Consider the following 22307-nt stretch of genomic DNA (forward strand, 5'->3'; position numbering starts at 1 on the left):
CAAGAACATGCAAGACGCAGACAAGGGGCAGGCCGCCTCGCTTGAGGGCGAAGGCCTACGCATCGGCATCGTCCAGGCGCGCTTCAATGCGCCGCTGACGAACCAACTGGCCCAGTCCTGCCTGGCCGAGTTGGAGAGCCTGGGCGTGAGCCCCAAGGACATCAAGCATGTCACCGTACCCGGCGCACTGGAGGTGGCGATTGTGTTGAACGCCATGGCCGACAGCGAAGACTATGACGCGCTGATCGCCCTGGGCTGCATCATCCGCGGCGAGACCTACCACTTCGAACTGGTGGCCAACGAAAGCGGCGCGGGCGTCACACGTGTCGCACTGGACCATGAGGTGCCCATCGCCAACGCCATCCTCACCGTCGAGAACGAGGCCCAGGCCTGGGCACGCGCCGAAGACAAGGGTCGCGACGCCGCCCGCGTGGCCGTCGAGATGGCCAATCTGATGGAAGAACTGCTGTGAGCACCGACGCGTCCACCCCCAAGCCCGCAGCTGCGCCTGCACCTCGCGCCGCCAAACCCAAGTCGGCCCGCCGCCGCGCTCGCGAGATCGCGCTGCAAGGCCTCTACCAATGGCTGGTCTCCGGCGAGGAAGCCGGCGTGATCGAAGCCCATATGCGCGAGCAGGACGGCTTCGACAAGTGCGACAAGCCGCATTTCGACTCGCTGCTGCATGGCTGCATCCTTGAGGCAGCCGATCTCGACGCCGTGCTGTCCAAGCATGTGGACCGCAAGACCAGCGAGCTGTCGCCGATCGAGCATGGCGTGCTGATGATCGGTGCCTACGAGCTCAAGCACTGCATGGACGTGCCCTACAAGGTCGCCATCAACGAGGCGGTCGAGCTGGCGAAGTCCTTTGGCGGCACCGACGGCCACAAGTATGTGAACGGCGTGCTCGACCGCGCCGCCGTCGATCTGCGTCCGGCCGAGGTGCAGAGCATGCGCAACAAGGCCCGATGAAACTGGCGTCCAGGCTCGATCACATCGAGCCTTTTTACGTGATGGAGTGTGCCAAGGCCGCGCAGGAGATTGCGCGCAGCGCGGCCTGCGATCCGGCCCAGGGCGGGCGACCGATGATCTACCTGAACATCGGAGAGCCCGACTTCACCGCGCCGCCGGCCGTGCAGGCTGCAGCGGAGGCCTGTCTCACCATGGGCCGAACCCAGTACACCTCGGCCACCGGCCTGCTGGCGCTGCGCGAGAAGCTCAGCGCCTGGTATCTGCTGCGCTTCGGCCTGCACATAGCGCCCGAGCGCATCGTCATCACCGCCGGCGCCTCGGCGGCCTTGCAGCTGACCTGCCTGGCGTTGTTCGAGCGCGGCGACCAGGTGCTGATGCCCGACCCCTGCTATCCCTGCAACCGCCATTTCGTCGCCGCAGCGGACGCTGAGGCCGTGCTGCTCAACGCCACGGCCGAGCAGCGCTACCAACCGAGCGCGGCCCAGGTCGAGGCGGCCTGGAACGAGCACACCCGCGGCGTGCTGCTGGCCTCGCCCAGCAACCCCACCGGCACGTCGATCGCGCCGGAGGAAATGCGCGCCATGGTCGAGGTGGTGCGCAAACACGGTGGAGTGACCATCGTCGACGAGATCTATCTGGGCCTGAGCTTCGACGAGCGCTATGGCCACAGCGTGCTGGGCCTGGGCGAGGACATCATCTCGGTCAACAGCTTCTCCAAATACTTCGGCATGACCGGCTGGCGTCTGGGTTGGCTGGTGCTGCCGCCCGGGCTGGTGCCGGCCGTCGAGAAACTGGCGCAGAACCTGTTCATCTGCCCGTCCAGCATTGCCCAGTACGCGGCGCTGGCCTGCTTCGAGCCCGAGGTGATCAGCGAGTACGAGCGCCGCCGCGAGGAGTTTCGTGCCCGGCGCGACTATCTGGTGCCAGCCTTGCAGGGCCTGGGGCTGAAGGTGCCTGTCGTTCCCGACGGCGCCTTCTACGTCTGGGCCGATTGCTCGGCGCACAACCCCAGCAGCTGGGACTTTGCCTTCGACATGATGCGCCGCGCCCATGTGGCGATCACGCCGGGCCGTGACTTCGGCCGGCTGGAGGCCGAGCGCTTTGTGCGCTTCTCATTTGCCAATTCGATGGATCGTCTGCAGGAGTCGGTGCATCGCATCGCCCAGGCCTTGCGATAATCGCGCCCGCGATGACCTCCAGCCACCAAGAAACTCCGTTCAGCCACGGCCTGCGCGTCTACTGGGAAGACACCGATGCCGGTGGCGTGGTCTTCTATGCCAACTACCTGAAGTTCTTCGAGCGCGCCCGCACCGAGTGGCTGCGCTCGCTGGGCTTCGAGCAGGAACGGCTGCGCGCCGAGCAGCAGCTGATGTTCGTCGTCAGCGCCACGAACCTGAAGTACCTGAGCCCGGCGCGGCTCGATGACTGGCTGGACGTCAGCGTCCAGGTCACCGAGCGAGGCCGCGCCAGCATGAGCCTGTTCCAGCAGGCGCGGCGCGGCAAGCAGCTCTTGTGCGAGGGCGAGATCCGCATCGGCTGTGTGCACAGCCAGAGCTTCAAGCCCAGCCGCATTCCCCAACCCATTCTCGACAAAGTCAGCCCATGAACCAGGACCTTTCCATCTTCTCGCTGATGCTGCAGGCCAGCTTCGTGGTGCAGTTGGTGATGGCGGCGCTGCTGCTGGTGTCGCTGGCCAGCTGGACGGTGATCTTTGCCAAGCTGATCTCGCTGTCCAAGGTACGGGCCAGCAATGATGCCTTCGAGCAGGAGTTCTGGTCCGGCAAGAACCTGAACGACCTCTACCAGGCGGTGGCGGGCAAGGCCCAGACCTCCCCGCTGGAGCGCATCTTCGCCGCCGGCATGCGCGAGTTCCTGAAGCTGCGCGAGCGCCGCATGGGCGATGGCGCGACGCTGCTGGACGGCGCCCGCCGCGCGATGCGTGCCAGCTTCCACCGCGAGCTCGACGCGATCGAATCGAATCTGTCCTTCCTGGCCTCGGTCGGTTCGGTCTCCCCCTATGTGGGCCTGTTCGGCACCGTCTGGGGCATCATGCACGCGTTCGTCGGCCTGTCCAACCTGACCCAGGTGACACTGGCCACCGTGGCGCCCGGCATTGCCGAGGCGCTGGTGGCCACCGCCATCGGCTTGTTCGCCGCCATTCCGGCCGTGATTGCCTACAACCGCTTCGCCCGTCAGATCGACCGCACGGCCATCACCCTGGAGACCTTTATCGAGGAGTTCTCCAACATCCTGCAGCGCAATGCGGTTCAGCCGGCACCGGTCGGTTCCGTCGGCGCCGCTGGCCCGGCCACCCGTTGAGGACATCCCCATGCCTGCCATCAGCTCACGCGGCGGCGGCCGTCGCCGCACGATCAACGAGATCAATATGGTGCCCTTCATCGATGTGATGCTGGTGCTGCTGATCATCTTCATGGTCAGCGCGCCGCTGATCACCACCGGCCTGGTCGACCTGCCCAGCGTGGGCAAGAGCCGGCAGCAGCCCGAGCATGTGATTCACGTGGTCGTCGGCGCCGACGAGAAGCTGAAGATCAAGCTCGACAAGGAAGAAGCGCAGCCAATATCGCTGAACCGGCTGGCGCGGCAGGTCAAGCAGGCCCAGGGCAGCAGCACCAACACGCCGGTGGTCATCTCGGCCGACCGCAACGTCAAGTACGAGGCGGTGGTCAAGGTGATGGACATCCTGCAATCCAATGGCGTGACCCGGGTCGGCCTGGCCGTTAAGAACAGCGGCGGCTGAAGTCGATGGTCAATCCGGTGTTGTTCGGTGATGCGCTGCGGCCACCGCCCGCCCCTGGCGTCGGACGGGGTTTGAGCCTTGCCCTGCTGGTGCATGCGGCCCTGGTGGTGGCGATCGCCTTCAGCGTCAGCTGGCGCGTGCAGCAGCCGCCGACCTTCGAGGCCGAGCTGTGGTCCACCGTGCCCCAGGCCGCTGCGCCGGCCGAACAGGCACCGCCCCCAGAACCCGAACCCGAGCCGGTCAAACAGGCCAAGCCCACCCCGCCACCCGAACCCGTGGTCGCGCCCAACCGCGACGCCGATATCGCCCTTGAAAAAGCCCGCGAAGAGAAGAAGCGCAAGGCTGCCGAGGAAGCCGAGAAGCTCAAGGAGGCCAAGGAGCGCGAGGCCAAGCTGGCCAAGGAGAAGCTCGCCAAGGAACGCGAGGCCGAGCGCAAGAAGCTCGAGGCCGAGCAGGCCAAGCAGGCCAAACTGGAACAGGCCGACAAACTGGAGAAGGCCAGGCAGGACAAGCTGAAACAGGCCGAAGCCCAGAAGAAGGAGCGCGAGCTTGAAGCGCAGCGCCAGGAGAACCTGAAGCGCATCCAGGGCATGGCCGGCGCCAGCGGCGGCCCCGGCGCCACCGGCACGGCGCTGCAGTCGTCCGGTCCCTCGGCCAGCTATGCCGGGCGCATCAAGGCGCGCATCCGGCCGAACATCGTGTTCAGCGACCTGACCCCCGGCAATCCGGTGGCCGAGGTCGAGGTGCGCGTCGGACCGGACGGCAGCATCCTGTCACGCAAGCTGACCAAGCCCAGCGGCAACGCCGAGTGGGACAAGGCCGTGCTCCGCGCGATCGACAAGACCGAGATCCTGCCGCGCGACGTGGATGGCCGCGTGCAGCCGGTGATGTTGATCAGCTTCCAGCCGCAGGAGTAGCGGCCGGCGTCGCCTCGGCGCGGTGCAACCAGCCCAGTTGGAGGGCCTGCGCCAGCCAGGCACCGAAGTCGAAATCGGGGCCGGCCTCATCAAGCGCCTGGGCAAGATCGTTGCCAGCCAATACTTCCTCTGTGAAGCGCCAGGCCGCAGGCTCCAACGCCATCGCTTTTGCACGCCAGCCCTCGCGCCACACCAGGGCCAGCGAGCCCTCGCCGGCCGCCATCGCAGCACGTACCGGCGCGAACGCATCAGGCTCACTGCTTTGGTGGGCATGCCAGATCGCGAACACGGGATGCTCGCTGCGCAGCACGCGCACCGAGGGCATCAGCCTTAGCCGCAGCTGCTGTGGCTCATGTTCGGCCAGCAAGCCAAGGCTGGCCGGTTCGGCTTTCATATCGGCCGCGCCCTCCGAACAGGCCAGCAGCCAGTCGAGACGGGCGCTGTCGGGCAGATAGGGCTCATCGTCCAGCTGCGGACTGTGGCGCATGAAGTCGGGCAACTGCTCGCCCAGCCAGGCCAGATCGCCGCGCGACGGCGGATATGCCTGCCAATAGGCCCTGGCCATGGCGGCGAAGGCTTCCTCGCCCATTAGCGCAAGCACCGTCGAAAAGCTGCTGGCCAGCGCCCGCTCGGCCGAGGCCCCGGCATTGGCGCGGTAGGCGCTCAAGCCTCGGGCCAGGCGGCCGCCCTGCTCGCTCAGCCAAGGGATCAGCGTCGGCTCGCCGCCCGGCTGCTGCAGCGCCTGGACCAGCGCCTGCTGGCGCTGCAACTCGCGCACCCGGCCCTCGCTCACAAGGCCTCCAACCGTTGCCAAGCCTGAGCAGCCTCATCGAGCAGCACGCTCAGGTCAGGCACGTCGGTGTCCCATTCCAGCAAGGTGGGCCTGGCGCCCAGGCGATGGAGCGCGTACTCATAGGCCGCCCACGCCGGCGCGTGAACCCGGCTGCCGTGGTCATCGATGACCAGGTCCCCGGTATCGCAATAGCCAGCCAGATGGATCTCACCCACGGTGAGCGGGTCAATCTGCTCAAGCCAGCGCCCTACCTCGGCGCGCGCCCGCACTTCATCGGGCTGACGATTGAGCGCGTTGACAACCAGGTTGTTGACGTCGAGCAGCAGGCCGCAGCCGCTGCGACGCGCCAGCTCATTGAAGAACTCGGGTTCGGCCAGGCTGTCATCGGCCCAGCTCAGATAGGCGGAAAGATTCTCAACCAGCAGCGGTCGCTTCAGCCGCTCCTGCACCCGCTGCACATTGGCCACCATGATGTCCAGCGCTGCCGGCGTGAAGGCCAGCGGCAGCAGATCGTTCATGTGCACCGCAGGCCCGGAGGCGAGACCCGGCACGCGGGCGAAGCTGGCATGGTCTGACACCCGCACCGGCTCGATCTCGGCCACCAGCTCGGCCAAGCGGTCCAGATGCCAGTCGTCCAGACCCATGGCCGATCCCAGGGACAGGCCCACGCCATGCAAGCTGATGTCGTAGTGCTCGCGCGCCTCGCGCAGCACTGCGCGGGCGGCGCCGCCTGCGGCAAAGAAATTCTCGGAGTGGACCTCCAGAAAGCCCAAGGCAGGCAGGGTCTCCAGCAGCTCGCGGTAGTGCGGCTGGCGCAGACCGATGCCTACCTTGGCGCGCGCAGGCATCACTCGCTCAGGCCTTCTTCAGCTTGGCCTTGGCCTCGTCGGCCGACAGGCCCTTCATGTCCTTGCAGGTGCCCTTGGGAACGTACTTCCACTCGTCGGTCGCCATGTCCGCCTTGGACTGGCCCGCGCAGGAGTGGCTGCCCGACAGATTGGCGCAGTCGTTCTGGCCGGCCTTGGCGATGCCGAAGCACTTCTCCTTGGGCTTGTCCTGGGCGCTGGCCTGGCCCATCAGGCCCAGGGCCAGCACGGAAGCGAGGGCGGAGGAAACAATCAGCTTTTGGTTCATGGTCGGATTCCAGTCAATGTTGGGGGGAAAAGATTTCGTCAATGTCTTGCGACCACCGTGGGTCGATCGGCAGGTCCAAGTCCTTACACTGCACAGCTTGTCGACCCGGAAACAGGCCTTGGTGATGAGCGATTTTGCCCGTGCTGTCGAACAGCTGCGCCCTCAATTGATGCGTTTTGCGCAGATGCAGCTGAAGAACGAGGCCTGGGCCGAGGACGCGGTGTCCGAGACCCTGCTGGCCGCACTGGAGCGGCCGCAGGCCTTTGCCGGCCAGTCTCAGTTGAAGACCTGGCTGGTGGGCATCCTGAAGCACAAGCTGATCGACCAGTTGCGCAAGCACACGCGTGAGGTCTCCAGCACCACGGCCGATGACGAAGCTGATCTCGACGAGCAGCTGTTCACTGCCGATGGCCACTGGCGCGACGCCCCCAAGGACTGGGGCGACCCGGAACATTGCCTGCGCCAGGCCGACTTCTTTGCCGTGCTCGAAGCCTGCGTGGACAAGCTGCCCGGCGTGCAGGGTCGCCTGTTCATGATGAGGGAATGGCTGGAGCTGGACACCGACGAAATCTGTAAGGAGTTGGCCATCAGCCCGACCAATCTATGGGTCATGCTGCATCGCGCCCGGCTGCGATTGCGTGACTGCCTTCAACTCGGCTGGTTCGCCGGCGCTCAGGCCTGAGGGAATCTAGATGATGCTGATGAAGAATTGCCGAGAAGTGACCGGCTTGACCCTGCAGTCGCTGGATCGCGAGCTGAGCTGGCAGGAGCGCCTTGCCGTGCGCCTGCACATGGTGATCTGCTCTGCCTGCCCCAAGTTCGCCCGCCAGGCGCAGTTCATGCGCAGCGCCATGGGCCGCTGGAAAAGCTACTCGGAGCAGGACAAGCGCTGATTTCAAGCCATCTTTTAGGGATGGCAGCGCTGCGGTGATGGGCATAAAAAGCGCTCACTTGAACTGCTGGAGCGCTCACCATGCTGCGTTGCACCTGTCACCCTCACCCGCTGCTGTGCATCATCCCGCCCTATATGCTGGACAACCTCAGCACCTCGTCGGACGCGGCGGTGCGCAAGCAGGCGGTGGACGCCATTGCCGCCTCGGCCGAGGCGCGCGCCGTGCGCACGGTCATGCAGTCCATGCCGATGATGGCGGCCTTCGCCGCGCCGTCGGCCAAGAAGAATCGCCTGATCCATGACGTCAAGGGTCTCGGCATGAGTCGTCTGCCCGGCAAGTTGGTGCGCAAGGAGGGCGACAAGGCCGTGGCCGATCCGGCCGTCAACGAGGCCTATGACTTCAGCGGCGTGACCTACGACTTCTATATGAAGCAGTTCCAGCGCAACTCGCTGGACGGCCGCGGCACCACGCTGGTCTCCAGCGTGCACCTGGGCAAGAAGCTCAATAACGCGTTCTGGAACGGACAGCAGATGGCCTATGGCGACGGCGACGGCCAGCTGTTCGTGCGCTTCACCAAATCGCTGGACGTGGTCGGCCATGAACTGACCCATGGCGTGATCTCGCACGAGTGCAATCTGGAATACCAGGACGAGTCGGGCGCGCTGAACGAGCATTTCGCCGATGTGTTCGGCGTGCTGATCAGCCAGTGGAAGAAGAAGCACACCGCCGCCAAGGCGACCTGGCTGGTCGGCAAGGAGATCATGGGCCCCGGCACCAAGGCCAAGGCGCTGCGCGACTTCGGCCCCGGCAAGGCCTACGAAAACGACCCCAATCTGGGCACCGACCCGCAGCCCAAGCATCTGCGCGACAAGTTCGTCGGCAGCTTCGACAACGGCGGCGTGCACCTGAACTCCGGCATCTTCAACCACGCCTTCTTCCTGTTTGCCAAGGCGGTCGGCGGCTATGCCTACAACGAGCCGGGGGCGATCTGGTATGAGACGATGCGCAAGCTGTCGAGCAACAGCCAGTTCATCGACATGGTGACGACCACGCAGATGGTGGCGACCAAGAACCATGGCAGTGGCAGCAAGCAACTGAAAGCGCTCAACGATGCCTGGAAAGCGGTTGGATTCTGATTCTGTCGATTGGCAGCAGCTGCGGCTGACCGAGCAGGGCGGCTTTGCCGGCTTGCTGCGCGGGGCCGAGTTGCGCGCCGCCGACCTGGATACCAGGCAAGCGGGCCGGATTGCGAAGTTGCTGGGCCAGGCCCAGGGGGCTGCCCGCCAGGCGCCCGACTATCCCGATGGCCAGACCCTGAGCCTGGAAGTGCAGACCGCGGCCGGGCCCTGGTCTGCCAAGTTCGACTGCGCCGATCTGCCCGAGGCGCTTGACGAACTTAAGAGCCTGCTGACCCTCAAGCCGATGAAGCCAGGCTCCTAGGGCTTGCCGTAGCCGCCACCGCCCGGCGTCGCTATGACGAACACATCGCCCGGCGCCATCTCGGCCGAGCCGATGTGGTCCAGGTGCTCGATCTGGCCATTGCCGCGCTCGATGGTGTTCAGCCCCACCGCCCCCGCTTCGCCGCCGGCCATGCCGAAGGCGCCGTGGTGGCGGCCATTGCTCAGGATCGAAGCCGTCATCGCCTCCAGGAAGCGCACCCGGCGCACGCCGCCGTTGCCGCCCTGCCACTGACCCGCACCGCCGGAGCCCTGGCGGATGGCGTAGCTGTCCAGCCGCACCGGGAAACGGAACTCCAGCACCTCGGGGTCGGTCAGCCGCGAGTTGGTCATATGGGTCTGCACGACGCTGGTGCCGGCAAAACCCGGCCCCGCGCCCGAGCCGCCCGAGATCGTCTCGTAGTACTGGTGGGTGGCATTGCCGAAGGTGAAGTTGTTCATGCTGCACTGGCTGGCGGCCATCACGCCCAAGGCACCATAGAGCGCATTGGTCACGCAGGTAGAGGTCTCGACATTGCCGGCCACGACGGCCGCGGGCAGCTGCGGGTTCAGCATGCAGCCTTCGGGCACGATCACCTCCAACGGCTTCAGGCAGCCGGCATTCAGAGGAATGTCGTCATCGACCAACGTACGGAACACATACAGCACCGCCGCCATCGTCACCGCCTTCGGGGCGTTGAAGTTATTGGGCAGCTGGGCGCTGGTGCCGGTGAAGTCCAGCGTGGCGCTTCGGTCGGCCTGGCTGACCGTGACCTTGACGGCGATCTGCGCGCCGTTGTCCAGCGGCAAGGTGAACTGGCCATCCTTCAGCGCGGTGATGACGCGGCGCACAGACTCCTCGGCGTTGTCCTGTACATGTTGCATATAGGCATCGACGGTGGCGCGACCGAACTGGGCCACCATGGCCCGCAACTCCTGCACGCCCTTCTCATTGGCGGCAATCTGCGCGCGCAGATCGGCCAGGTTCTGCTGCGGGTTGCGCGAGGGATGCGGGCCCGAGCCCAGCAGCTCCAGCAGCGCCTGCTCGCGCAGCACGCCGGCCTCGACGAGCAGGAAGTTGTCGATCAGCACGCCCTCGTCGGCAATCGTTTTCGAGAACGGCGGCATCGAGCCGGGCGAGATGCCGCCGATGTCGGCGTGGTGGCCGCGGGAGGCCACATAGAACGACGGCTTGGCACTGCCCTCCAGGAACACCGGGGTGATCACGGTCACGTCGGGCAGGTGCGTGCCGCCGTGGTACGGATCGTTCAGCACATAGACGTCGCCCTCCGCCATGGCCGGGTTGCGCGCGATCACCGTCTTGATCGACTCGCTCATCGAGCCCAGGTGCACCGGCATGTGCGGCGCGTTGGCAATCAGGTTGCCGGCGGCGTCGAAAAGCGCGCAGCTGAAGTCCAGCCGCTCCTTGATATTGACCGAGAAGGCGGTGTTCTGCAGCCGCAGACCCATCTGCTCGGCGATGTTCATGAACAGGTTGTTGAAGACCTCCAGCATCACCGGATCGGCCTCGGTGCCGATCGCGTGGCGCGTGGCCCGGGCGCGGGTGCGTTGCAGCTCCAGTGCGCCGGCGGCGGTCAGCCGGGCCTGCCAGCCCGGCTCCAGCACGGTGGTGGCATTGCGCTCGGCGACGATGGCCGGGCCGTCGACGACGGCACCGGGCAGCAGGCTTTCGCGGATGAACAGGCCGGCGGGGCGCCAGCCGGCATCCTGCTCGTCGGCGGCGCAGTACATCTGCACTTGCTCGGTGGCCTCTGCAGGGTGTTCTTCGGTCTGCGCCACGCTCACGGCGACGGCGGATTCGCCGGCGGCGATCGCCTCCACCGACACTGCCTCGATGACCAGCGGTTTGTCACTCATCAGGAAGGCGAAGCGCTGGCGATAGCCGGCCTCGAATTCGGTGCGAATGGCGTCCATCGCGCCAGGCCCATCGTCCGGGCAGTTGACCAGCAGGGCCGTGTCCGTGCCCTGGTAGCGCACATGGAGCTTGCGCCGCGTCTGCAGCTCGGCAGCGGCCAGGCCCTGGCCGGCCAGCTCAGTGCAGGCAGCGGCGGCCAACGTGTCCAGGCTGCTGCGGGCCGAGGCCAGGCCCGCCTCATTGAGCGGCAGCTCGATCGCGGCCTCGCGCATGGCGATTTGGTCGGCCATGCCCATGCCATAGGCACTCAGCACGCCGGCCAGCGGATGCACGAACACACGGGTCATGCCTAAAGCGTCGGCCACCAGGCAGGCATGCTGACCACCGGCGCCGCCAAAGCACTGCAGCGTGTAGCCGGTGACGTCATAGCCTCGAGCCACCGAGATGCGCTTGATCGCATTGGCCATATTCGCCACGGCTATCTGCAGCGCGCCGGCCGCCACCTCCTCGGCGGTGATGTCGCGGCCCGACGCTTCGCGCATCTGCTGCGCCATCGCCTCGAAGCGCTGCACGACGACCTCGCGGTCCAGCGCCTCGTTGGCCTGCGGGCCGAAGACCTTGGGGAAGTGTGCCGGAGCGATCTTGCCCAGCATCACATTGGCGTCGGTCGTGGCCAGCGGCCCGCCGCGCCGGTAACTGGCCGGGCCGGGATTGGCGCCGGCCGACTCGGGGCCGACGCGCAGCCGCGCACCATCGAAGCGGATGATGGAGCCGCCACCGGCCGCCACCGTGTGGATGCTCATCATCGGCGCGCGCATGCGCACGCCGGCAACCTGGGTCTCGAACGCGCGCTCGAACTCGCCGGCAAAGTGCGACACATCGGTGGACGTGCCACCCATGTCGAAGCCGATCACCTTATCGTGCCCTGCGGCCATGGCTGTGCGCACCATGCCGACGATGCCGCCGGCCGGGCCGGACAGGATCGCGTCCTTGCCTTGGAACTGATGCGCCTCGGTCAGCCCGCCGGAGGACTGCATGAAGAACAGCCGCACGCCGGGCATCTGGCCGGCCACCTGCTCGACATAGCGGCGCAGGATGGGAGACAGGTAGGCATCGACCACCGTCGTGTCGCCTCGCGCCACCAGCTTCATCAGCGGGCTGACCTGGTGCGAGACCGAGACCTGCGGGAAACCGATCTCACCGGCGATGCGGGCCGCCGCCAGCTCGTGGGCGGTGTAGCGGTAGCCATGCATGAAGACGATGGCGCAGGCGCGGATGCCGGCGTCAAAAGCGGCCTGCAGCTCGACGCGCAGCGCGGGCTCAATCAGCGGCGTGACCAGTTCGCCTTGGGCGCCTACGCGCTCGGTGGCCTCGATCACCCGCTCATACAGCAGCTCGGGCAGCTGGATATTGCGCTCGAACAGCTTCGGCCGCGCCTGGTAGGCAATGCGCAATGCATCGCGAAAGCCTGCGGTGGTGACCAGTACCGTGCGGTCGCCCTTGCGCTCCAGCAGCGCATTGGTGGCCACCGTCGTGCCCATCTTCACGCAGTCCACCCGCTCCGCCGTGATCGCCTCGCCGGGCGCCAGCCCCAGCAGGCGGCGTATGCCCTCGACGGCCGCATCGCGGTACTGCTCTGGGTTCTCGGACAGAAGCTTCAAGGTGTGCAGCGCGCCATCCGGGGCGCGGCCGACCAAGTCGGTGAAGGTGCCGCCGCGGTCGATCCAGAACTGCCAGCGTGGGGGGTTGTGGTCCATGGTGCTTGATCTCGTGTCCAAGGGTTCAGAGCGAGGTGGCGGCGCGGGCGGCCTGGTCGTAAAGGCCCGACATGCTGCGCAGCAGCCGCGCCATCTCGCCGATGTCATAGTTGCGCTCGACGTCCAGGTTGTCCACCAGGCAGGCCTCGCGCACCTCGCGGTAGCGGGCGGCGGCGGCTTCGCCCTCGGACGTGGGGCTGTAGAAAACTTCCTTGCCCTGCTTCTCGGCCAGCACCAGGCCGGCGGCCACCAGCTTCTTCAGACCGTAGGCCACCACATGGGTGTCTTCGTAGTTCAGCACGAAGCAGATGTCGGCCAGCTTCTTGTTGCGGGCGCGGTGGTTGACGTGGTGCAGCAGCAGCACATCGGTGATGGTCAGGTCCGGGCAACCACTGGCGGCCATGCAGCGCACGGCCCAGCGCGAGAAGGCGTTCCAGGCCACGATCAGGCCGAACTCGAACTCCGACAGCTCCAGGCTGCGCGGTGAGACCAGGTGCGAGGACGAGACGATGCCGCGGCCGTTGGCCGATGCCGGCAGCTCGGGCTTGGCGCCCTTTATATGGCCTAGGGCTGCGGCCTTCTTCGGGCTGTTCAGGGACTTGCTGGCCATGGTTGTCTCCAAAGGTCTTGCCGATACTTTATCTATAAATTATCAGCAAACTTTAAATATTTTGAAATCCTGGGGTCAACCACTATCGGCAAGACGGGCAACACGGCGCATGCTTCGCAGGTCGTTCTACCCCACCCACTGGAGTGATCATGAAAGCTTCCCGTCGTCTTATCCTCGCCGCCGTTCTGCTGGCCTGCGGTGCCGGTCAAGTGGCCCAGGCGCAAGTGAAATGGGACCTGCCCTCCGCCTACCCGGCCGCCAATTTCCACACCGAGAATCTGATGCAGCTGGCGGCCGATGTGGACAAGGCCACCGGCGGCAAGCTCAAGATCACCGTACACGCCAATGCCTCGCTGTTCAAGGCGCCCGAGATCAAGCGCGCCGTGCAGGGCGGCCAGGCGCAGATGGGCGAGATCCTGCTGGTCAACTACCAGAACGAATGGCAGACCTTCGGCGCCGATGGTCTGCCCTTCCTGGCCGACAGCTATGACGAATCGGCCAAGCTCTACAAGGCGCAGAAGCCGGCGCTGGAGAAGAAGCTGGCCGAGCAGGGCATGATGCTGCTGTACAGCGTGGCCTGGCCCCCGCAGGGCATCTTCAGCAAGAAGCCGATCAACTCGGCGGCCGATCTGAAGGGCATCAAGTGGCGCGCCTACAGCCCCGCCACCGCGCGCATTGCCGAGCTGGTCGGCGCCCAGCCGGTCACCGTGCAGGCGGCCGAGCTGTCCCAGGCCATGGCCACCGGGGTAATCGAGTCCTATATGTCCTCCGGCGCCACCGGCTATGACACCAAGACCTACGAGCACCTGAAGTACTTCTACGACACCCAGGCCTGGCTGCCGAAGAACGCCGTGCTGGTCAACAAGGCCGCCTTCGACGCGCTGGACAAGCCCACGCAGGCCGCCCTGCTGAAGGCGGGCGCAGAGGCCGAAACCCGCGGCACGGCCCTGTCCAAGCAGAAGAACACCGAGTACCTGGACCTGCTGAAGAAGAACGGCATGAACATCCTGCCGCCCTCGGCTCAGTTGAAGGCCGACATGAAGAAGGCCGGTGACACCATGCTCAAGGAATGGCTGGAGAAGGCTGGCCCCGAGGGCAAGGCCGTGGTGGACAGCTATTCGAAAATGTGATGACCCAGGTCGCCACCTCAGCGCCGCCGACTGCGGCGCGCCGTCTGCTCGACGGCTTGTTCGATGTCACAGCCGCCCTCGGGGCGCTGTGCATGATCGCCCTGCTGCTGATGGTGCTGCTGTCGGTCGTACAACGCCAGCTGAGCTTTCATGTGCCCGGCACCGATGCCTATGCCGGCTATCTGATGGCCGGGGCCGGCTTTCTGGCCCTGGCCCACACGCTGAAGCGCGGAGAGCACATCCGTGTGACCCTGATCCTGGGCCTGCTGCATGGCCGCACGCAACGCGCGCTGGAGCTGTTCTCGCTCACCGTGGCTTCGGTGCTGGCCATTGCCATGGCCTGGTTCAGCGCCCGATTGGTCTATCAGTCCTGGACCTTCCATGACATCTCCACGCTCAGCGACGGCACGCCGCTGTGGCTGCCGCAGCTGAGCATGGCCATAGGCACGCTGGTGCTGGCGATTGCCTTTGTCGACGAGCTGCAACTGGAGTGGCGCGGCCTGCGTGCCGTCGCCAGCAGCGAGGAAGCCCTGCACAATGAATGACATCGCCATCACCCTGCTGTTGATCGTCTCGCTGTTCCTGATTCTCGGCAGCGGCGTCTGGATCGGCCTGGCGCTGTCGGGCGTGGCCTGGGTGGCGATGTCGCTGTTCAGCCCCCGCTCGGCCGGCGATGCGATGGCCGTGACGATCTGGGGCTCGGCCTCGGGCTGGACCCTGACCGCACTGCCGCTGTTCATCTGGATGGGCGAGATCCTGTTCCGCACCCGCTTGTCCAGCGATATGTTCCGCGGCCTGGCACCCTGGCTGCAGCACCTGCCCGGACGGCTGCTGCACACCAATGTGGTGGGCTGCGCGATCTTCGCCGCCGTGTCGGGGTCAAGTGCGGCCACCTGCGCGACGATTGGCAAGATGACCCTGCCCGAATTGAAGCGGCGCGGCTATCCGGATGACATCTCGATCGGCTCGCTGGCCGGTGCCGGCACGCTGGGCCTGCTGATACCGCCGTCCATCATCATGATCGTCTATGGCGTCACCGCCGATGTGTCGATCTCCGACCTGTTCATTGCCGGCGTGCTGCCGGGCATCATGTTGGCCGGCCTTTTTTCGGGCTATCTGATCTATTGGGCGCTGCGCAACCCGGACAAGGTGCCGCCGGCCGATGCGGCCATGAGCTTCATGGAGAAGCTGCGGGCCTCGGGCAGCCTGATTCCGGTGGTGCTCCTGATCGGCGCCGTGCTGGGCTCGATCTACGCCGGCATCGCCACCGCCACCGAGGCGGCGGCCGTCGGCGTGCTGGGCTCGCTGATACTGTCGGCGCTGCAAGGCTCGCTGAACTGGCAGAGCTTCAAGGATTCGCTGTTGGGTGGCACGCGGCTGTACTGCATGATCGCGCTGATACTGTCGGGGGCAGCCTTCCTGACCCTGGCGATGGGTTACATCGGGCTGCCGCGCCACCTCGCCGAATGGATCGCCACGCTGGGCCTGAGCCCCTTCGGCCTGCTGATGATGATGATGCTGTTCTACATCGTGCTGGGCTGCTTTCTGGATGGCATCTCGATGGTGGTGCTGACCATGGGCGTGGTCATGCCCACGGTGCTCAAGGCCGGCATCGACCCGCTGTGGTTCGGCATCTTCATCGTGCTGGTGGTCGAAATGGCCCAGATCACGCCGCCGGTGGGCTTCAACCTGTTCGTGCTGCAGGGCATGACCAAGCGCGAGATTGGCTATATCTCGCGCGTCACCCTGCCCTTCTTCTTCCTGATGATTGCGGCGGTGGTGCTGATCTATGTGTTCCCGCAGATCGTCACCTATTTGCCCCTGCGGATGAAGGGCTAGACAGAGAATAGGGGCACTTGTTGCCCGTATTTCCGTGCGCTGGGCGCAGGCGGCGCTCCATACCATCCTCGCAATGGCGTTAGCATGACGCAGGCGGCTTGTCGCGCGCGCTTGTGCCGTGTCTGACGGCCCGTATTGGGAGATTGCTATGTCCGATTTATCGCCACTGACCTGGTCAGAGCCCACCATGCCGGCGGAGCTGTCTGCGTCGGCGGCCGCCGAGCCCGAGCCCTTTCGCTGGCCCTCCCCCCCTTATTCCGCCTACCCGCAGCCACAGGCACAGACCGCTCCCGAGCCCTGCGAAATCATCGGTCTGAACGGCAGCCGCATGGTCGGCCGGGTGATTCTGATGGTGCCCGAGGAGCGTCTGGCGCAGATCAATATTCCACCGGCGCGCACCACGCTGGGCCTCAAGTTCGCCCAGTTCAGCACCATGAAGCTGCTGCAGCCGCTGGAACCGCGGCCGCGCCTGACCGAGGGCCGCTCCACTGATATGGAGCTCGACCGCCGCCCCCGCTTCGAATACACCATAGAGCTCAAGAACGGGACCGAGCTCACCGGCATGACCATCGGCTATGAGCAGGACCGCATTGGCCTGTTCCTGTTCCATCCGATCAACGAGGACAGCGACGCGGTGCAGCGCGTGTTCGTGCCCGATGAGGCGATCGCGAGCTTCGACGTCGGCACACGCATTGGTAAGCTGCTGGTGGAAGACAGCGCCGCCACCGCCGCCGAGATCGAGGAGATCGCACGCGAGCAGCAGGAGCTGCGCTCGCGTCGGGTCGGTGACATTCTGGTCACCAACCAGGTGGTCACCGCCGAGCAGTTGCTGGTCGCCATCGAGCAGCAGTCCAAGATGCCCATGGTGCGAATAGGCGAGGCGCTGCTGGCGATGGAGCTGGTTTCCACCCGCCAGCTCGATGAGGCGCTGGAGCAGCAGCGCAGCGATCGTTCGGTGCCGCTGGGCGAGTTGTTGGTGCGCAAGGGCGTCGTCTCGCGCCAGGCGCTGCAATCGGCGCTGGCCCGCAAGATGGGCTATCCGCTCGTCGATGTGGACCATTTCTCGGTGGAGGCCGATGCAATCCGCAAACTGCCCTTCGCCGCGGCACGGCGCCTGGAGGTGCTGCCGCTGCTGATACGCGATGGCCGGCTGATCGTCGCCCTCGAAGACCCGACCCGCCGCGACACGCTGGACGAGGTCGAGTTCATCACCCAGATGAAGGTCGTGCCGACCCTGACCAAGGTCGGTTCGCTGCACTTCGCCCTGCCCACCACCTACGAGCGCTTCGGCAGCGAGGGCAACGCGCGCAGCGAACTGAACTTCGTGCCGCTGACGGTCGAGTTCGAGCCCGACAACACCAACAAGCTGGTCGAGTCGCTGGAGCGCGAGCAGCTGGACCGGCCCTCTCGCGAGGACGAGAAGCCGCTGGAGCAGTCCGACAACTCGCTGGTGCGTTTGATCAACACGATGATCATCGAGGCCAGCAACCAGGGCGTGTCCGACATCCATATCGAGACCTATCCGGGCCGCGACAAGGTCAAGATCCGTTTCCGCAAGGACGGGCGCCTGCACCCCTATCTGGAGCTGCCCCACACCTACCGCAACGCGATGATCGCGCGCATCAAGATCATGTGCGATCTGGACATTTCCGAGCGCCGCAAGCCGCAGGACGGCAAGATCAATTTCGCCAAGTTCTCGCCCCAGCACAAGCTGGAGCTGCGCGTGGCCACCATTCCGACCAACAACGGCCTGGAAGACCTGGTGATGCGCCTGCTGGCCTCGGCCAAGCCGATAGCGCTGGACCAGCTGGGCCTGTCGGCCGAGAACCTGGGGCGCCTCAAGGACGCTGTGTCCCGCCCCTATGGCATGGTGCTGTGCGTCGGGCCGACCGGTTCGGGCAAGACCACCACCCTGCACTCGGCGCTCAGCCACATCAATCTGCCCGAGCGCAAGATCTGGACCGCCGAGGACCCGATCGAAATCACCCAGGCCGGGCTGCGCCAGGTCCAGGTCAACCCCAAGATAGACTGGACCTTTGCCAAGGCGCTGCGCGCCTTTCTGCGCGCCGATCCGGATGTGATCATGGTCGGCGAGATCCGCGACGAGGAAACGGCGCAGATGGCCATCGAGGCCTCGCTGACCGGCCACCTGGTGCTCTCCACCCTGCACACCAATAGCGCGCCCGAGACCGTGACGCGCCTGCTCGACATGGGCATGGATCCGTTCAACTTTGCCGATTCGCTCCTGGCCGTGCTGGCCCAGCGCCTGGTGCGCCGGCTGTGCAAGGCCTGCAGCCGCGCCGAGCCACTGCCCGCGACCGAGCAACAGGAGTTGCTGGACGACTATCGCCATGTCTTCGCCGCTGAGCACCGGCCGGACGAGGCCCAGCTGCTGGCCGGTTGGCAGAAGCGCTTCGGCCAACAGGGCAAGTTGATGCGCTACCGCGCACCGGGCTGCGCCAGATGCGAGAACACCGGCTTCAAGGGCCGCGCCGGCCTGCATGAGCTGCTCGTCATCTCCCGCGAGCTGCGCCGCATGATTCAGACCGGTGCCCGCGCCGAGGAGATCCTGGACGTCGGCCTCAGCGAGGGCATGCGCACGCTGCGCCAGGACGGCATCGAGAAGGTGCTGCAGGGCGAGACCACGATCGAGGAAGTCCGCGCGATGAGCAATGTCTGAGCCCAGGATGGCCAACGAACCCGCAACCCCCGCCCCGGCCGAGGCCGGCAAGCCGCAGAAACTGCGCCTGGGCGATGTGCTGGTCCAGCAGCAGCTGATCTCCGAGGAGCAGCTCAAGCAGAACCTAGACCTGCAGCGCAGTACCGGCAAGAAGCTGGGTCGCCTGCTGATCGACGCCGGACTGATCACCGAGGAGGCCCTGGCCCATGTGCTGGCGCGCCAGCTGCGTGTGCCCTTCGTCAACCTGAAGAGCTTTCCGCTGCGCAGCGAGCTGGTGCGCCTGCTGCCCGAGTCGCCCGCCCGGCGCTTTCGCGCGCTGGTGCTGGAGGACAAGGGCGAGGCGCTGCTGGTGGCCATGGCCGACCCGCTGGACCTGTTCGCCTATGACGAGCTGACCCGGCTGCTCAAGCGCAAGATCAATATGGCCGTGGTCGCCGAGAGCCAGCTGCCGCTGGCCTTCGACCGCCACTACCGCCGTACCGAGGAGATCAGCGGCCTGGCCCGGGCGCTGGAGAAGGACATTGGCGATGCGGTGGACTTCGGCGCCCTGCAGGCCAGCGTCGGCCAGGAGGGCGCGCCGGTGGTGCGCCTGCTGCAATCGGTGTTCGAGGATGCCTCCCAGGCCGGCGCGTCCGACGTGCACATCGAGCCGCAGGAAACCGAGCTCTTGATACGCAACCGCATCGACGGTGTCCTGCAGACCCAGATGCAGGCCGACAAGCGCATTGCCGCGGCACTGGCCCAGCGGCTGAAGCTGATGGCCGGCCTCGATATTTCCGAGAAGCGCCTGCCGCAGGACGGGCGCTTTTCCCTGCGTCTGCGCGACCGCACGATAGACGTGCGACTGTCCACCCTGCCCGGCCAGTACGGGGAGTCGGTGGTGATGCGTCTGCTGGGCCAGGGTTCGGCGATTCGGCGCCTGGACAATATCCACATGCCCGAGGACATGCTGGCCCGCTTTCGCGAACTCTTGGGCCGCAGCTCCGGCATGGTGCTGGTCACCGGCCCCACCGGCTCGGGCAAGACGACGACGCTGTATGCCGCACTGGCCGAGGTCGATGCCGAGCAGAACAAGATCATCACCGTCGAAGACCCGGTCGAATACCGGCTGCCGGGCCTGACCCAGGTACAGGTCAACGAGAAGATCGACATGACCTTCGCCCGCGTGCTGCGCGCCTGCCTGCGCCAGGACCCGGACGTGATACTGGTCGGCGAAATGCGCGACGCCGAGACGGTCGAGATCGGCCTGCGCGCCGCCATCACCGGGCATATGGTGCTATCCACCCTGCACACGCGCGACGCCGCCAGCACGCCATTCCGGCTGCTGGACATGGGGGCACCGCCCTTCATGGTGGCCACCTCGCTGCAGGCGGTGATCGCACAGCGCCTGGTACGGGCCAATTGCGAGAACTGCGCCGAGCCGCACGAGGCCACGCCGCAGGAGGCGGCGTGGCTGACCAGCATGGCCGGGGAGGACGGCGCGGGCATGCGCACCCTGCGCGGACGTGGCTGCTCGGTCTGCAACGGCACCGGCTACACCGGCCGGCGCGGCGTCTATGAAATGCTGGAGATGGACGCCACCTTGACGCAGGCCGCCACCCGCAGCGACACCGCCGCCTTCATGGCAGCCGCCCGCGAGCGGCTGCGCGGCAAGACGCTGGCCGACCGCGCGCTGGAGTTGGTGCGGCGGGGCCAGACCTCGATCGCCGAGGCGATGCGCGTGGGCACCGACACGGAAGACTGAACAGGGCATGCAAACCTTCGCCTGGCGCGGCCGCAACAACCGCGGTGAGCAGATTGACGGCGTGCTCGACGCCGAGACCGAGGACGCGGTCGCCGGCCAGTTGCTGGCTGGTGGCGTCACGCCGGTGCAGATCAGGCCAGCCGGCGCCAGCCTGTCGGCGCCCAAGCAGGACTGGTGGCACGCCCTGGGTGCGCGGCCGGTCAGCATGGAAGACTGCCTGGTGCTGTCGCGCCAGCTCTACACGCTGCAGAAGGCCGGCGTGCCGATACTTCGCTCGCTGGCCGGCCTGCAGGCCTCGACCGCGCAGCAATCGCTGATTGCCTTGCTGGAAGACATCCGCGCCAGCCTCGACCAGGGCCGCGAGCTGTCGGCCGCACTGGCCCGTCACCCCAAGGTGTTCAGCCCCTTCTACGTGGCCATGGTGCGTGTTGGCGAGATGACCGGGCGGCTGACCGAGGTCTTCCAACGCTTGTCCGAGCATCTTGAGTTCGAACTCGACATTCGCGCCCGTATCAAGCAGGCCTTGCGCTATCCGATGATGGTCATCGTCGCGATGGTGATCGCCGTGGTCATCATCAACATCTTTGTGCTGCCCACCTTTGCCACAGCCTTTGCCGGCTTCAAGACGGAGCTGCCGCTGATGACGCGGATATTGCTCGGCTTTTCCAGCTGGACCCTGCAATGGTGGCCGATGCTGGTGGCCGCTGGCGTCGGCCTGGTGGTGGTGGTGCGCGGCGTGCTCGCCAGCCCCGAGGGCCGCTACCGCTGGGATCGCCTGAAGCTGCGCCTGCCGATTGCGGGGCCTATTGTGCTCAAGGCCACGTTGGCCCGCTTCGCGCGCAGTTTCGCGCTGGCCAGCAGCAGCGGCGTGCCCATCAGCCAGGCGATGACGGTGGTGGCGCAAACGGTGGACAACGCCTTCATCGGCAACCGCATCGAGCAGATGCGTGATGGCGTCGAACGCGGCGAGAGCATCTCGCGCTGCGCGGCCGCGGCCGGCGTTTTCACACCTATCGTGCTGCAGATGATTGCCGTCGGCGAGGAGACCGGCGAGCTCGACACGCTGATGGTCGAGATCGCGCAGATGTACGAGCGCGAGACCGACTACAGCATCAAGGGCCTGTCGGCCTCGATCGAGCCGGTACTGCTCTTGATCATCGGCGCAATGGTGCTGGTGCTGGCGCTGGGCGTCTTCCTGCCGCTGTGGAACCTCGGCCAGGCGGCGATGGGACGGCCCGGTTGATCGGCAGGAATCGGCGAAAGCGTCGGGCGCCGTGAAGTTTGCACTCAAGTGATACCGGCGGCGCTCCGATAGGTGGGTAAGCGTCCGCGAGATGAGGCATTGATCAGGCGGGCCGACCCACTTCAACCCCTTAGAAGGCAGTCCATGAACGCAAAGCAAGCTGGTTTCACCTTGATCGAACTGGTGATGGTCATCGTCATCCTGGGCGTGCTGTCCGCCGTGGCCCTGCCCAAGTTCGTCGACATCAAGAGTGACGCCCAGCAGGCATCGATCGACGGCGTGGCCGGCGCCCTGAATTCGGCCGCCTCGGTCAACTATGCGGCACGCAAGGCCAACGCCACCAAAGGTGTCGAGATCAAGACTTGCGGCGACGTCAAGAATGCCCTGACCGGCGGCATCCCGGCGACGATGGAGATCACCGTACCGGGCACAGTCGTGGCTGCCGACGCCACCGTCACCACTTGCGAAGTGCGCCTGATCGCCACGCCGGCCATCAAGCAGAGCTTCACCGCCATCGGCATCCTCTGA

23 protein-coding genes are annotated in these 22307 nt (G+C 66.1%); 18 read left to right on the forward strand and 5 right to left on the reverse strand.

Features of this window, described 5'->3' with window-relative positions; all coding sequences use genetic code 11:
• Positions 1–7: 7 nt before the first annotated feature.
• The 7 genes from ribH (at position 8) to tolA (ending at position 4644) form a co-directional block, all read left to right on the forward strand.
• A complete protein-coding gene (ribH, locus tag DES47_RS05125; RefSeq protein ID WP_133699542.1) occupies positions 8–472 on the forward strand; it encodes a 6,7-dimethyl-8-ribityllumazine synthase in 465 nt (154 codons plus the stop codon).
• The gene (gene nusB, locus DES47_RS05130) at positions 469–969 is read left to right on the forward strand and encodes a transcription antitermination factor NusB (protein WP_133699543.1); all 501 of its coding nucleotides are present in this window, start codon (positions 469–471) and stop codon (positions 967–969) included. The genes ribH and nusB overlap by 4 nt, the downstream gene beginning before the upstream one ends.
• Positions 966–2147 carry a pyridoxal phosphate-dependent aminotransferase gene (locus DES47_RS05135; protein WP_133699544.1) on the forward strand — a complete coding sequence of 394 codons (1182 nt, stop codon included), beginning with the start codon at positions 966–968 and terminating at the stop codon, positions 2145–2147. Before nusB ends, DES47_RS05135 begins: the two co-directional genes overlap by 4 nt.
• Before the next feature lie 11 nt (positions 2148–2158).
• Complete coding sequence (gene ybgC / locus DES47_RS05140) at positions 2159–2575, forward strand: tol-pal system-associated acyl-CoA thioesterase (protein WP_133699545.1); 417 nt, start codon at positions 2159–2161, stop codon at positions 2573–2575.
• Positions 2572–3288, forward strand: coding sequence for a protein TolQ (gene tolQ, locus DES47_RS05145; protein WP_133699546.1), 717 nt, complete (start codon positions 2572–2574; stop codon positions 3286–3288). Before ybgC ends, tolQ begins: the two co-directional genes overlap by 4 nt.
• 10 nt (positions 3289–3298) lie before the next feature.
• Entirely contained in the window at positions 3299–3727 is a 429-nt protein-coding gene (gene tolR, locus DES47_RS05150) for a protein TolR (RefSeq protein ID WP_133699547.1), read from the forward strand.
• 71 nt (positions 3728–3798) lie between these two features.
• Positions 3799–4644, forward strand: coding sequence for a cell envelope integrity protein TolA (gene tolA / locus DES47_RS05155; protein WP_341800587.1), 846 nt, complete (start codon positions 3799–3801; stop codon positions 4642–4644).
• Here tolA and DES47_RS05160 read toward each other — a convergent pair.
• Genes DES47_RS05160 through DES47_RS05170 form a run of 3 tightly spaced genes read right to left on the reverse strand, consistent with a single transcriptional unit; the run spans position 4622 to position 6571 of the window.
• Positions 4622–5437 (reverse strand): HvfC/BufC N-terminal domain-containing protein, encoded by an 816-nt coding sequence (locus DES47_RS05160; RefSeq protein WP_166651858.1) that lies wholly within the window; start codon positions 5435–5437, stop codon positions 4622–4624. The two genes, tolA and DES47_RS05160, sit on opposite strands and share 23 nt — an antisense overlap.
• Positions 5434–6285, reverse strand: a complete 852-nt coding sequence (locus DES47_RS05165; protein WP_133699550.1) for an MbnB/TglH/ChrH family RiPP precursor modification enzyme — start codon at positions 6283–6285, stop codon at positions 5434–5436. Before DES47_RS05165 ends, DES47_RS05160 begins: the two co-directional genes overlap by 4 nt.
• A gap of 7 nt (positions 6286–6292) precedes the next feature.
• Positions 6293–6571, reverse strand: a complete 279-nt coding sequence (locus DES47_RS05170; RefSeq protein WP_133699551.1) for a BufA1 family periplasmic bufferin-type metallophore — start codon at positions 6569–6571, stop codon at positions 6293–6295.
• Between the two features lie 124 nt (positions 6572–6695).
• Between DES47_RS05170 and DES47_RS05175 the strand changes: the two genes are divergently transcribed.
• The 4 genes from DES47_RS05175 (at position 6696) to DES47_RS05190 (ending at position 8904) form a co-directional block, all read left to right on the forward strand.
• Entirely contained in the window at positions 6696–7253 is a 558-nt protein-coding gene (locus tag DES47_RS05175; RefSeq protein WP_133699552.1) for a sigma-70 family RNA polymerase sigma factor, read from the forward strand.
• Between the two features lie 19 nt (positions 7254–7272).
• Complete coding sequence (locus tag DES47_RS05180; RefSeq protein WP_133699553.1) at positions 7273–7464, forward strand: anti-sigma factor family protein; 192 nt, start codon at positions 7273–7275, stop codon at positions 7462–7464.
• An 80-nt stretch (positions 7465–7544) separates the two neighbouring features.
• Complete coding sequence (locus tag DES47_RS05185) at positions 7545–8600, forward strand: M4 family metallopeptidase (RefSeq protein ID WP_133699554.1); 1056 nt, start codon at positions 7545–7547, stop codon at positions 8598–8600.
• Positions 8590–8904 carry a protealysin inhibitor emfourin gene (locus tag DES47_RS05190; RefSeq protein ID WP_166651859.1) on the forward strand — a complete coding sequence of 105 codons (315 nt, stop codon included), beginning with the start codon at positions 8590–8592 and terminating at the stop codon, positions 8902–8904. Before DES47_RS05185 ends, DES47_RS05190 begins: the two co-directional genes overlap by 11 nt.
• On the opposite strand, the gene DES47_RS05195 is transcribed toward DES47_RS05190, so the two are convergent.
• Together DES47_RS05195 and DES47_RS05200 are read right to left on the reverse strand one after the other, a co-directional pair.
• The gene (locus tag DES47_RS05195; protein ID WP_133699556.1) at positions 8901–12533 is read right to left on the reverse strand and encodes a hydantoinase B/oxoprolinase family protein; all 3633 of its coding nucleotides are present in this window, start codon (positions 12531–12533) and stop codon (positions 8901–8903) included. The two genes, DES47_RS05190 and DES47_RS05195, sit on opposite strands and share 4 nt — an antisense overlap.
• Positions 12534–12558: 25 nt before the next feature.
• Positions 12559–13143, reverse strand: coding sequence for a winged helix DNA-binding protein (locus tag DES47_RS05200; RefSeq protein WP_133699557.1), 585 nt, complete (start codon positions 13141–13143; stop codon positions 12559–12561).
• Between the two features lie 149 nt (positions 13144–13292).
• Here DES47_RS05200 and DES47_RS05205 point away from each other — a divergent pair, with 149 nt between their 5' ends.
• The 7 genes from DES47_RS05205 (at position 13293) to DES47_RS05235 (ending at position 22307) form a co-directional block, all read left to right on the forward strand.
• Positions 13293–14273 (forward strand): TRAP transporter substrate-binding protein, encoded by a 981-nt coding sequence (locus DES47_RS05205; RefSeq protein WP_133699558.1) that lies wholly within the window; start codon positions 13293–13295, stop codon positions 14271–14273.
• Entirely contained in the window at positions 14273–14818 is a 546-nt protein-coding gene (locus tag DES47_RS05210) for a TRAP transporter small permease (RefSeq protein ID WP_133699559.1), read from the forward strand. Before DES47_RS05205 ends, DES47_RS05210 begins: the two co-directional genes overlap by 1 nt.
• Complete coding sequence (locus DES47_RS05215; RefSeq protein ID WP_133699560.1) at positions 14811–16112, forward strand: TRAP transporter large permease; 1302 nt, start codon at positions 14811–14813, stop codon at positions 16110–16112. The genes DES47_RS05210 and DES47_RS05215 overlap by 8 nt, the downstream gene beginning before the upstream one ends.
• Before the next feature lie 187 nt (positions 16113–16299).
• Positions 16300–18792, forward strand: coding sequence for a GspE/PulE family protein (locus DES47_RS05220; RefSeq protein ID WP_425057405.1), 2493 nt, complete (start codon positions 16300–16302; stop codon positions 18790–18792).
• Between the two features lie 7 nt (positions 18793–18799).
• A complete protein-coding gene (locus DES47_RS05225; RefSeq protein WP_133699561.1) occupies positions 18800–20536 on the forward strand; it encodes a GspE/PulE family protein in 1737 nt (578 codons plus the stop codon).
• Between the two features lie 7 nt (positions 20537–20543).
• The gene (locus DES47_RS05230) at positions 20544–21779 is read left to right on the forward strand and encodes a type II secretion system F family protein (protein ID WP_133699562.1); all 1236 of its coding nucleotides are present in this window, start codon (positions 20544–20546) and stop codon (positions 21777–21779) included.
• A gap of 144 nt (positions 21780–21923) precedes the next feature.
• Positions 21924–22307 (forward strand): type II secretion system protein, encoded by a 384-nt coding sequence (locus tag DES47_RS05235; RefSeq protein WP_133699563.1) that lies wholly within the window; start codon positions 21924–21926, stop codon positions 22305–22307.

This window comes from Roseateles toxinivorans (assembly GCF_004362525.1).
GTDB lineage: Bacteria > Pseudomonadota > Gammaproteobacteria > Burkholderiales > Burkholderiaceae_C > Paucibacter > Paucibacter toxinivorans.